10 protein-coding genes are annotated in these 12,511 nt (G+C 51.9%); 8 read left to right on the plus strand and 2 right to left on the minus strand.

Annotated elements, in window-relative coordinates; all coding sequences use genetic code 11:
• The first annotated feature begins 493 nt into the window (after positions 1-493).
• From hutU to HA49_RS11680, 6 genes are all read left to right on the plus strand, one after another.
• Positions 494-2,170 (plus strand): urocanate hydratase, encoded by a 1,677-nt coding sequence (hutU, locus tag HA49_RS11655; protein WP_038017545.1) that lies wholly within the window; start codon positions 494-496, stop codon positions 2,168-2,170.
• Between the two features lie 84 nt (positions 2,171-2,254).
• Complete coding sequence (locus tag HA49_RS11660; protein ID WP_038017548.1) at positions 2,255-3,622, plus strand: purine-cytosine permease family protein; 1,368 nt, start codon at positions 2,255-2,257, stop codon at positions 3,620-3,622.
• Between the two features lie 11 nt (positions 3,623-3,633).
• Positions 3,634-4,842: an imidazolonepropionase gene (hutI, locus tag HA49_RS11665; protein ID WP_038017550.1), complete on the plus strand. Its 1,209-nt coding sequence runs from the start codon at positions 3,634-3,636 to the stop codon at positions 4,840-4,842.
• Complete coding sequence (hutG, locus tag HA49_RS11670) at positions 4,835-5,647, plus strand: N-formylglutamate deformylase (RefSeq protein WP_038017552.1); 813 nt, start codon at positions 4,835-4,837, stop codon at positions 5,645-5,647. Before hutI ends, hutG begins: the two co-directional genes overlap by 8 nt.
• A 379-nt stretch (positions 5,648-6,026) precedes the next feature.
• On the plus strand, positions 6,027-7,058 hold the full coding sequence (idnD, locus tag HA49_RS11675; protein ID WP_038017555.1) for an L-idonate 5-dehydrogenase: 1,032 nt from the start codon (positions 6,027-6,029) through the stop codon (positions 7,056-7,058).
• A gap of 140 nt (positions 7,059-7,198) precedes the next feature.
• A complete protein-coding gene (locus HA49_RS11680; RefSeq protein WP_038019239.1) occupies positions 7,199-8,518 on the plus strand; it encodes a gluconate:H+ symporter in 1,320 nt (439 codons plus the stop codon).
• A gap of 97 nt (positions 8,519-8,615) precedes the next feature.
• Here HA49_RS11680 and HA49_RS11685 read toward each other — a convergent pair whose 3' ends face one another.
• Positions 8,616-9,710 (minus strand): lactonase family protein, encoded by a 1,095-nt coding sequence (locus tag HA49_RS11685; protein ID WP_038017558.1) that lies wholly within the window; start codon positions 9,708-9,710, stop codon positions 8,616-8,618.
• A 537-nt stretch (positions 9,711-10,247) separates the two neighbouring features.
• Between HA49_RS11685 and HA49_RS11690 the strand changes: the two genes are divergently transcribed.
• Both HA49_RS11690 and HA49_RS11695 read left to right on the plus strand, forming a co-directional pair.
• Positions 10,248-11,375 (plus strand): lipase family protein, encoded by a 1,128-nt coding sequence (locus HA49_RS11690; protein ID WP_038017561.1) that lies wholly within the window; start codon positions 10,248-10,250, stop codon positions 11,373-11,375.
• Positions 11,376-11,429: 54 nt separating this feature from the next.
• Complete coding sequence (locus HA49_RS11695; protein WP_038017563.1) at positions 11,430-11,720, plus strand: chorismate mutase; 291 nt, start codon at positions 11,430-11,432, stop codon at positions 11,718-11,720.
• A 118-nt stretch (positions 11,721-11,838) separates the two neighbouring features.
• Here the strand turns inward: HA49_RS11695 and HA49_RS11700 are convergent, their stop codons facing one another.
• The gene (locus HA49_RS11700) at positions 11,839-12,240 is read right to left on the minus strand and encodes a (R)-mandelonitrile lyase (protein ID WP_211259073.1); all 402 of its coding nucleotides are present in this window, start codon (positions 12,238-12,240) and stop codon (positions 11,839-11,841) included.
• Between the last annotated feature and the right edge of the window lie 271 nt (positions 12,241-12,511).

Raw genomic sequence — 12,511 nt, forward strand, 5'->3', positions numbered from 1 at the left:
ATGTTCCATGGTGTTGGTGAATGACTCGCTGTAACAGGACAGCGGATAGATGCTGTTGATGTATATCCTTGTATGTACAACTAGCAATCTTTATGCCATCTGACGTTTTTGCTCTGAGGTGTTTGGTATTATTCTGTTGTTTTTAAAGGTTTAATTTTATTTCATTTGAAATGAACTAAGAATCAAAAGGAAAAGTTATCCGGTTCTGTTTTAAATTTTAGCCTGAAAGATCGCGAATTTTTGCCCGGGAATGCACTTTACTGGTGCGTTCAGAGCGGTATTTTGCACCACAACTGATCTTTTTATGATTTACTTTCTGTTTATTATCCGGTCTTAATTAAAGTGGATGTAATTATCCTAATGAAAAATAAAAAGGTTTTCCTCTTTTCGTCAACCTGGCATCAAATATGCTTATCATGTATATACAAGTAAAGTTCGGTATACACCCCCTCCCTGCCAGTGATCGCAGGTACTATTTAAGAAGGTAAGGCGCATGACTAAGCAAACAACCCGTTTTCGTGATGTTGAAATTCGTTCTCCGCGTGGTAATACGCTGAATGCTAAAAGCTGGCTGACAGAAGCTCCGCTACGGATGTTAATGAATAATCTGGATCCTGAAGTGGCAGAAAACCCGAAAGAGCTGGTGGTTTACGGTGGTATAGGGCGTGCAGCCAGAAACTGGGAGTGCTATGACAAAATCGTCTCGACACTTAAACAGCTTGAAGATGATGAAACCTTGTTGGTGCAGTCAGGTAAACCGGTGGGGGTATTTAAAACTCACAGCAATGCCCCGCGTGTGTTAATTGCTAACTCTAACCTGGTCCCACACTGGGCCACCTGGGAGCACTTTAATGAACTGGATGCCAAAGGACTGGCGATGTACGGACAGATGACTGCTGGTTCATGGATCTACATCGGCAGTCAGGGGATTGTACAGGGGACTTACGAGACTTTTGTTGAAACGGGCCGTCAGCATTATGAGGGATCTTTACGCGGTCGCTGGGTGTTAACGGCAGGGCTGGGCGGTATGGGGGGAGCTCAGCCATTAGCTGCTACCTTAGCCGGAGCCTGCTCACTGAATATTGAGTGCCAGCAGTCCCGTATCGATTTTCGTCTGCGTACCGGGTATGTGGATGAGCAGGCCAGCTCGCTGGATGATGCGCTGGAACGCCTGAAAAATTACACCGCCAAAGGTGAGGCGATTTCTATTGCTTTACATGGCAATGCGGCAGAGATACTCCCGGAACTGGTACGTCGTGGAGTACGTCCGGATATGGTAACGGACCAGACCAGTGCCCATGATCCGTTAAACGGCTATCTGCCGGTAGGCTGGGACTGGGAAACCTATCGCGCGAAAGCAGAAACAGAACCGGCCGCCGTCATTCTCGCTGCCAAAAACTCCATGGCTCAGCATGTGCGTGCGATGCTGGATTTTCAGAAACAGGGTATTCCGGTCTTTGACTACGGCAATAATATCCGCCAGATGGCGATGGAAATGGGCGTGGAAAATGCCTTCGATTTCCCGGGCTTTGTTCCCGCGTACATTCGTCCGTTGTTCTGTCGTGGGATTGGACCTTTCCGCTGGGCAGCACTGTCAGGGTCTCCGGAAGATATTTACCGTACCGATGCCAAAGTGAAAGAGCTGATTGCTGATGATGAGCATCTGCACCGCTGGCTGGATATGGCCCGCGAACGTATCAGCTTCCAGGGGTTACCTGCCCGTATCTGCTGGGTTGGTCTGGGTCAGCGTGCCCGTCTCGGCCTGGCATTTAATGAAATGGTTCGCAGTGGTGAACTCTCAGCACCTATAGTGATCGGCCGCGATCATCTGGACTCAGGATCCGTTGCCAGCCCGAACCGCGAAACAGAATCGATGAAAGATGGTTCCGATGCGGTATCGGACTGGCCGTTGCTCAATGCCCTGCTTAACACTGCCAGCGGCGCAACCTGGGTCTCTTTGCACCATGGTGGTGGGGTAGGTATGGGCTTCTCCCAGCACTCCGGAATGGTCATTGTTTGTGATGGCACTGATGAAGCCGCAGAACGTATTGTCCGGGTTCTGAGTAATGACCCGGCAACCGGTGTAATGCGTCATGCAGATGCCGGTTACGACATCGCGATTGAATGTGCCCGTGAACAGGGGCTGAACCTGCCGATGATTAATGGCTGATCGGACTATGAGACGCGGAACTCACTGTTTCCGTTATTTATCGTGCGGCTCAGGCCGCACATTTACTGGTTGCGGGAGATAACGATGAGCCAAAATAGTTTTACCGAAACCCGTTCTATTGAACCGATTCCTGACAATGAACGCCACGGCAGTATCTTCAGTCAGTTTACCTTGTGGATGGGGGCGAATCTGCAAATCACGGCGGTGATTACCGGTGCGCTGGCCATCGTGTTTGGTGGTGATGTGTTCTGGTCTTTGATTGGCTTAGCTATCGGCCAGGTTGCCGGCGGCATTGTCATGGCACTGCATGCAGCCCAGGGACCGAAACTCGGAATCCCTCAGATGATTAGCAGCCGCGTGCAGTTTGGGGTTTATGGTGCCTGCCTGCCTATTCTGTTGGTATGCCTGATGTATCTTGGTTTTATTGCCACCGGCGCGGTACTTTCAGGGCAGGCGATCTCTGCTATTTTTGGCATTTCTGAAACCAGCGGAATTGTAATCTTTGCTGTTGCCACATTAATCATCGCTTATACCGGATACCGGTTAATTCACCTGATGGGCAAACTGGCGAGTCTGATTGGGATTATAGCCTTTGTCTGGCTGTTCTGGAAAATGGGAACCCTCCACCCGTTAAGTGAACTGTTAATCGTTCAGCCATTTCACTGGGCTACGCTGCTGACGGCGGTCGGACTGTCCGCCTCCTGGCAGATTACGTTCGGGCCTTACGTGGCAGACTATTCCCGATATCTTCCTGTCAGTACCTCGTCACGCAAGGTGTTTTTTGCCGTAGGCGGCGGATCGGTGATTGGTGCTCAGGTAGCGATGACCATGGGAATGTTTGCTGCTGCATTATCACAGGGAAAACTGATGGGTCATGAAGTTGAATACATCGTCAGTCTGGGAGGCACCGGTGGGGTGGCTATCCTGCTCTATCTGAGCATTGCCTTTGGCAAGCTAACCATCAACACTCTGAATGCCTATGGTAGCATGATGTGCCTGGCGACCGTCTACAATTGCCGTGGCCGCGTGGCGCATATTAGTCAACTGGCGCGACTGTCCATTCTGGCGGCGGTAATCATTGTGGCCACCGGGCTTGCCATGATTGGTCAGCATTCCTTCCTGAGTACCTTCAAATCTTTTCTGTTGTTCCTGCTGACCTTTTTTACTCCCTGGAGCGCCGTTAACCTGGTGGATTATTACTTTTTTAACCACCAGTCGATCGACATCGCTGCGCTGAATAATCCTTCGGGCAAATACCGGGCATGGAATGCCGTGGGGCTGGGGACCTATCTGCTGGGGGTGGTAGTACAAACGCCATTTATCGACAGTGGATTTTACAGTGGGCCCATGGTCAAAGTGTTAGGGGGTGTTGATATCTCCTGGATGATTGGACTGCTGTTGCCGGCGATTGTTTATTACTGGCTGCGCAAACGTGAGTCAGTACACGACTAAAGAGGTTTGATATGTACACACTTTGGCATCACTGCCGTGCAGTGACCATGTCCGGCGGAAAATATAATCTGATCTCTGATGCAGCACTGCTGACTCACGGAAAGACGATTTTTTGGATCGGAGAGTCCGGCGATCTCCCGCAGGTTCCGGTAACCAACCGGGTCGACCTGAACGGGCGGCTGGTCACTCCCGGACTGGTGGATTGTCATACGCATTCGGTATTTGGCGGTAACCGTGCAGCAGAATTTGAACAACGGCTGCAGGGCGTCAGTTATGCTGAGATCGCCGCTGCCGGCGGCGGAATAGCCAGTACCGTGCGCGAGACGCGCGCCGCCAGCGAACAGCTATTGTTCAGGCAGGCTGGCCAACGGATTCAGGCTTTAAGGCAGGATGGAGTCACCGCGCTGGAGATAAAATCCGGATACGGTCTGGATCTGCAAAGTGAACGAAAAATGTTGCGTGTGATCAGACAGCTTGGTCAGAAGCTGCCTCTGACTATCCGCAGTACCTGCCTCGCCGCGCATGCGGTTCCGCCGGAATATCAGGGGCGTGCCGATGACTGGATCGATTACATCTGCGGGCAGCTGCTACCCGAACTGCACCAGGAAGGGCTGGTCGATGCGGTAGATGCGTTTTGTGAGCACCTGGCATTTACGTCAGCTCAGGTGGAGCGGGTCTTTCAGGTGGCCACCTCACTGGGTTTACCGGTAAAACTGCATGCGGAACAACTTTCTCTGCAACATGGTGCGGCTTTGGCCGCACGCTATCATGCATTGTCAGCCGACCATCTGGAATATCTGTGTGAGCCGGATATCGCAGAGATGGCACAGCAGGGCACCGTCGCGGTGTTACTGCCGGGTGCCTATTACTTTTTACGGGAAACCCGGCTACCGCCGGTCAGTTTACTGCGTCAGTATGGGGTTGCGATGGCAATTTCCAGTGATATGAACCCCGGAACCTCGCCGATGTTATCGCTGAGATTAGTGATGAATATGGCCTGTACCTTGTTCCGGATGACACCGGAAGAGGCGCTGGCGGGAGTGACGGTTTATGCAGCCCGGGCACTGGGTATTGAAAATGATTGTGGTTCACTCGAAGCGGGTAAAGAGGCCAGCTTTGTTGCCTGGGATGTAGAACATCCCGCTGAACTTAGTTACTGGCTGGGTGGGGCATTATCGAAACAGGTTATTTTTCAGGGGGAGGAAGTCTATCGTGACTAAGGCATTTGAATTAACCCGCGGAACTCTACCATTGCTGGTTAGTATGCCCCATCCGGGCACAGCACTCACCAAAGGCGTTGCGGCCGAACTGACCACCAGAGGGCGCCGGCTGGAAGATACCGACTGGCACATTCCGGATCTTTATCAGGGGATTGCTGAATTGGGTGCCAGCACTCTCGTGGCCGGCTATTCACGTTATGTGGTGGATTTAAATCGCCCGGCCGATGATAAACCATTGTACAGCAGTGCGACCACCGGACTGTTCACCGACATTTTCTTTGACGGAGAGCCCCTGTTTACCCCGGGAGGCCAGCCGGATCAGGCAGAAAAGGCGCAGATTCTCTCTTCTGTCTGGCAACCTTATCATGATGCTTTGGCCACTGAACTGACAAGGTTACGGGATAAGTTTGGCTACGTGTTGCTCTGGGATGCACACTCAATACGCTCAGTTGTTCCCCGGCTATTTGAGGGCCGTTTGCCAGATCTTAATTTTGGTACCGCTGATGGCCATAGCTGTGACCCGGCACTTAGCCAGGCTTTACTTAATTGTTGTGAAAATCCACCGGCAGATGCGCCCCGGTACAGCCACGTACTGAACGGCCGGTTCAAAGGCGGCTACATTACCCGGCACTATGGCAATCCACAGCAACATATTCATGCTGTTCAGCTGGAAATGGCGCAGTGTATTTACATGGATGAGGAAAGCTTTGCCTGGCAACCGGCTATCGCCGCTGGGGTTCAGCGTCTGCTTCAGGCTTTGATAATGACCGCGCTGGACTGGGGGAAACAAACATATCATCAATAATGACCTTTGACATTCCTCCGGGGCAGGTAACAGGTTATCTGACAACATTTCCACCTGATATAATTTCAATCCCCGGGTTCACTGCCATGCGGTGACCCGGTATTCATCTCCGGTAAGGTGACTTATCAGGGGCTCTTTGCCAGGGAGTCCCGTCTCTGCTGGCTATGACTAAAAGCCATCAGTCACCCGTTATTGTTGCTTTTTCCGACGGAATGTTCAGCCATCACCCCTTCAGCCAACCATTACGCTTATCACGCTATTGTTAACAGAGTTTCTTAACATAAAGTAATCTGCTGCTCATCACAGTTTTCTCCAATAAATCACGCTCTGATACGCGCCTGAACTACTGTATTTACAAAGGGCGACCATGAGTACCACTATGAAGACGACAACCTATTCCTGCATGATTACCGGCAAACATCAGGTGGAAGTGACAAGCCAGCAGGTCGATTATCAGGGCACCGGCACTCTGGTTCGGATTACCCGTGGCGGGATCTGTGGCTCTGATTTGCATTATTATCAGCACGGCAAGGTGGGCAGTTTTGCCGTGAAAATGCCCATGATCCTCGGGCATGAGGTGATTGGTTATGTGGTGAAAAGTGATAACCCGGAGTTACAGGAAAACCAGAAGGTTGCGGTCAATCCCTCCAAACCTTGTGGCCACTGTAAATACTGCGAAGCCGGGCAGGAAAATCAGTGCACCACTATGCGTTTTTTTGGCAGTGCGATGTATTTTCCGCATGTAGATGGTGGTTTTAGTCAGTATAAAATTGTCGACACTGCTCAGTGCATTCCCTTCAATCATCAGGCCGATGACCGGGTGATGGTGTTTGCCGAACCGCTGGCGGTGTGTATTCATGCGACACATCAGGCAGGTGATCTGCAGGATAAAAAAGTATTTATTTCTGGCGTGGGACCCATCGGTTGCCTGATCGCGGCAGCCGCTAAAGCCCGCGGTGCCGCAGAAGTGGTGTGTGCCGATATCAGCCCGCGTTCGCTGAGCATGGCGGAGGCGATGGGGGCCACACAGACCATTGATGCTGCAAACGGGGATTTCACCCCTTTTCTCGCCGATAAAGGTTACTTCGATGTCTCCTTCGAAGCCTCGGGCCATCCCGCTTCTCTGACCCGTTGTCTGGAGGTCACCCGTGCGAAAGGTACGCTGGTACAGGTTGGCATGGGCGGGGATGTGCCTGGCTTTCCGATTATGATGTTGATTGCTAAAGAGATAAACCTGGTCGGATCGTTCCGCTTTACCCATGAATTTGCGACCGCCGTTGAATGGCTGGAAAAAGGGACGATCAATCCATTGCCGTTATATAGCGGTGAATTTGATTATCATGAAATTGATGCGGCGCTAAATTTTGCCGGAGATAAACAGAAAGCCGCAAAAGTTCAGCTGTGTTTTTAGGCGAGCCTGTCATGAGTTTCGCTACTGTTTATCCGCTGTCCGGAACGTGGCGTTAACTCTCTGATGTGCTGAATCAGGGGTGTTTTTACTTTTTATTCCTCGGTTATTGTCTGTTTTTACCTTTTTATGGGAGCTGTACCATGCCAATTACAATAATAGCGCTCGGGGTAATACTGCTGCTGGTCCTGATGATTGTGTTCAAGGCCAATGGCTTCTTGTCGCTGATCTTTGTCTCCATCGTCGTCGGTATTGCTGAAGGGATGACTCCGTTGCAGGCCCTGGCTTCCGTCCAGAAGGGGGTCGGCGGCACACTGGGCAGTCTGGCGATGATTCTGGGGTTTGGTGCCATGCTGGGTAAGCTGGTGTCGGATACCGGGGCTGCCCAACGGGTGGCGACGACGCTGATTGCGGCCTTTGGTAAACAGCGGGTGCAGTGGGCACTGATGGTGACAGGGCTGATTGTCGGGCTGGCGATGTTCTATGAAATTGGCTTCGTCCTGCTGTTACCGCTGGTGTTTACCGTGGTGGCTGCCGCGGGTATGCCATTACTGTATGTGGGACTGCCGATGGTGGCCGCATTGTCGGTAACCCATTGTTTTCTGCCTCCGCACCCCGGTCCAACGGCGATTGCCGCTATCTTTGGGGCGAACCTGGGCACCACATTGTTGTATGGCATCATTATCACTCTCCCCACAGTGATAGTGGCGGGTCCTGTATTTTCTAAGTTTCTGAAGAATTTCGAAAAAGAGCCCCCTGAAGGACTGTATAACCCCAAAATTTTTGCCGAACATGAATTACCGGGATTCGGCATCAGTATCTTTGCGGCAGTTATCCCGGTGATCCTGATGGCGATTGCCGCCGTTTTTGAACTGACTACCCCGAAAGAGAATCTGTTCCGTCAGTTTTTCGAATTTATTGGCAACCCCGCGATCGCTTTGTTTATTGCCGTAGTGATAGCGGTATTTACCCTCGGATTGCGTAATGGCCGTAAAATGGGTGAAGTCATGGAGATGTGTAGCTCATCCATTTCAGCCATTGCCATGATTGTGTTTATCATTGCCGGTGGCGGAGCCTTTAAACAGGTGCTGGTCGACAGCGGAGTAGGCGATTTTATCGCAGGAATGATGAAAGGTTCATCATTGTCGCCGCTGCTGATGTGCTGGACCGTGGCGGCAATGCTGCGGATAGCGTTGGGATCAGCGACGGTGGCAGCGATTACCACTGCCGGCATTGTGACTCCGATTATTGCGGTGACTCATGCCGATCCTGCACTGATGGTGCTGGCGGTAGGGTCTGGCAGTGTGATCGCTTCGCACGTCAATGACCCGGGTTTCTGGTTGTTTAAAGGCTACTTTAACCTGAGTGTCACGGAAACACTGAAAACCTGGACCGTGATGGAAACTCTGATTTCGGTGATGGGTCTGGCCGGGGTGCTTATCCTTAACGCTATCCTGCACTGATCTCTCAGTGTAACAGGTAATTGTCTGCCGGAGGTTTGTGCCGGCAGGCAGTTCGTCAGAGGGCCTCCGTGCGGTACGGGATAACCTGCCGGTTATCTTAGCGCAGAAATTTAATATCGGTCGGGGTGCCAATATCCAGGCTGTTGCCGGTTGGGCGTAGTCCGCCGTTATGCGGATCGCGGGCTAATACCGTCACCCTGTTCGACCAGACATTGGCGACCAGCAGGAAGTGTCCAGTGTTATCAAAGGCAAAGGCCCTGGGTTCAATACCTCCGGACGAAAACTGCTGCCTGTCACTCAGTCGCCCGCTGTGCGGATCTACGCTGAATACTACTATTTCATTGCGTTGTTGGCGGTTACCGACGTAGAGAAAACGTCCGTCAGGGCTGTACAGCACGCCGGCACCGGCTTTATCTTCCGCAGAGTCACTGTCTGCCAGTTCGAGCGTCTGAATAGCGTTCAGTTGGCCTTCATTCATCTGAAACAGATGAACCTGTGCCGACATTTCGCTGACCACACAGACAAATCTGCCGTCATCAGAAAACGCGATGTGCCGTGGACCCGCGCCGCCAGGCAAACGGATATCATCCTGAGGTTGATGCAGGAAAGGCGTGTCGTTTTGCGGTTGATAATGGTAAATCCTGACAATATCTGCACCGAGATCGGCTACATATAATATTTTGCCGTCGGGACTGATATTGACCGAATGAGCATGCCCGCTCTGCTGACGTTCCGCGACCACCGCCGATCCTTCTGCGAACCGGACATGCTGCACGGCCTCACCAATTTCTCCTGAATCCACTAACGGAAACACAATAAATCCGGCATTGTTCATGCCGTCAGAATAGTTGGCCGCCAGCAGGTAGCGTCCATCCGGAGTCAGACAGGCATGGGTCGGGTGCGCCCCCCGGGTTTGCTGGCTGTTGAGCAGACGCAACGGGCCTTGCGGGGTAATTTCTATCGCACTGACACGACCGGTTTCACTTTCATTGGTGGTGTACAGAAAACGCTGATCCTGGCTGAGTACAATCCATGACGGGTTGTCGGTTTTCAGTCGGTCCACGACCTGCAGACTGCCATCCGCTAACAGCTGTAAGCGGTAAATTCCTTCACTGGGATGTGCTGTTTTTTCTGCCCGCGGATGACCGGACATGCCGGTCCAGCTTCCCAGCAGTAGAGTTTGAGGTTGCATAGTGTTCGTTTCCTGAGCCAGAGGCGCTTTCTTGTGAGCATACGTGATATTGCACGACAAAAATACCAGACGCCCGGCGGGACAATATACGACGGAAGGGGCACTGGCGGGTATTCACCTTGCCCCGGATTCAGTAAAGTGAGGCTGAGTGACTTATTTATCTCTGATATTAATGTTTTTCGGTGAGCCAGAGACCAGGATTTTGAGGGCTATTTTTACCTCCGGGAATATGTTTCATTAATATTATGTCTATAAAAATAAGCAGGTTAATTTTACCCGGGGGTGAATATTCCTGTTCAGGCTGGCAGGACTGTGAAATAGTGAACCCGCATCTTTAGTGTAAAATTTATCTTATCAGTGACGAGGGTGGCTGCCTGAAGGTTGCCTTTCCGGGGGCGGGGTGATGTATACCACAACCGTTACACCCCGGCGGGTTCCGGTCTGGCGGAGCGCTTATCTCCTCCGTCTTAGCTTTCCGCAGTCCGGAGGGCAGGCTTTGGTAAATTTGCAGACGTACTTCATATTCAGGAGAAACGGATGAGTAAAGTCGCAGCTGTTTTACTGGCGACAGTCGTCGCGGTGAGTTGTGCGGTGCAGGCCGCTCCGGCGACACCGAACGGTGTACTGCTGGAAAAATCTCCCCTGCCGGCGGATCACGGGTTGTCCGAAGCTTCATCACAATATCTGATTCGTTACTCTTCGCTGGACGGAGTGGATGGTAAAACACCCCGTCAGGACAGCGGCGCGGTATTCCTGCCGAAAGGCCCGACCCCGCAGGGAGGCTGGCCGGTAGTGGTCTGGACTCACGGGACCGTGGGTGTGGCAAATGCCTGTGCACCGTCACTTAATCCACGTTCAGCGCGTGATCAGCAGTATCTGAACAGCTGGTTATCTTTAGGGTTTGCGGTGGTGGCGCCGGATTATGCCGGACTGGGATCATCCGGGTTACACCATTATCTTAATGCCCGGGCTGAGGCCTGGAGTGTGCTGGACAGTGCGACAGCCGTGCTGAAAAGCTTTCCTTTGAGCAATAAACTGATCATTGTCGGTCAGTCTCAGGGGGCACATGCCGCGTTTGCCGCCTCGGGTTATCAGTCCTCTTATGCGCCCGGCTTGCATGTACTGGGAACCGTGTTAACCGGCACACCCTATATTAATGCGCATACCACCGTTAGTGATATTTTTAAAACCACCTCCGTAACATCCGGAGGCGACCCAAAAATGCCTTACGCTTACTACATTTTCCTCTCGGCCGCTGACGAGAATAAGAAACTGAAAGTGGCTGACTATTTTCAGAAGCGGGCAATTCCCGATGTGAAACTGGCAGAACAGTTATGTATTACGCCGCTGACCAGACACGTAATGGAACAGCGACTGAACGATAAAAACAGTTTCCTGCCCGATTTTCAGGGATTACTGGATTCTCAGTTGCCGTCACTGCGCTACAACACGCTGAAAATTAATCATCCGGTATTTATCGGCATTGGTCTGCAGGACATAAATGTACCGACGGCTATGCAGCAGCAGTTTGCCAAAGATGTTCAGGCGGCTGGCACCCCGGTGGAAGTGAAACAGTATGCAGGGATGGATCACGGAGGAACCGTGAATGTTTCGCTGCGTGACTCGGTGCCTTTTGTGTACCGCGTTATGGCTGCCGATAAATAAGCACCCGGGTGAGGGAGCACGTAAACATCTCTTTAACAACCTGACAGGTAACATATGAAATATCAGTCAATTGCAGATGTCAGACAGGATATCGATCGGCTCGACAGCCAGCTGGTGCGTTTGCTGGCCGAACGCCAGATTTGCGTACAGGCAGCCGCCGGTTTTAAAACCGACCCCGGGCTTATCCCCGCACCGGAGAGGGTGGCAGCGGTGATTGACAGGATTAAAGTGCTGGCGGAACAACAGGGGCTATCAGTGACCGTGGCTGAACGGGTCTGGCGGGAGATGATCAGTAGTTTTATTGCACTGGAAACAGAGTTTCACCAGCAGACTGACCGATCGTAACAGGCAATGATTAGCGACAGCCGAAGCTGTCGCTAATGTCAGAGTAACCATCAATCCGTCAGCGATTACGGATTTGTACTGTCCCCAAAGGTTAGCGGTAACGGCAGGCTATTCGGTATTATCGTTGTAACTTATACTGCTCATCAGTCACTTTTTCCATCCAGTCGACCGGGCTGCCATTCAGAGATTCAGCAATAGCGATATGAGTCATGGCGGTTTCAGGGGTAGCACCGTGCCAGTGTTTGATATCCTGGGGGATCCAGACGATATCACCGCAGTTGATCACCTGAATAGCTTCGCCTTCACACTGAATCCATCCCTGACCGTGGGTCACTATCAGCGTCTGACCGAGCGGGTGAGTGTGCCAGGCTGTCCGGGCTCCTGGCTCAAAGGTCACCGTCGCGCCACCGACTTTGGCATCGCCGCTGCCACTGAAATGAGCGTCAATGCGCACATTACCGGTAAAATAACTGTCCGGGCCTTTGGCTGAAGGGACCGAGCCATTGGGGATAATTTTCAGTATCGTCATTTTCCTGTGGTCTCTGTGAAACGGTATGTGGTGAACATTGTGCCAAAAAAAAAGCGGCAGATAACTGCCGCCGGGGTGAAAGCGTTTATGAATATGGCTCATAAACCCTCAGGCGCCGTAAAACTGCATCTGCATTACGCCCCGAAGTACAGGCGGTTAGTTAGGGTCACTGGTTGCCGCTGGCAGGGCGCTGTTTACCGCGTTTTATGCCTTTACTGCCCCACTGTAACAGTATAAAAAACAGCACCACAATCAGCAGAAC

This window comes from Tatumella morbirosei, from assembly GCF_000757425.2.
GTDB classification, from domain to species: domain Bacteria; phylum Pseudomonadota; class Gammaproteobacteria; order Enterobacterales; family Enterobacteriaceae; genus Tatumella; species Tatumella morbirosei.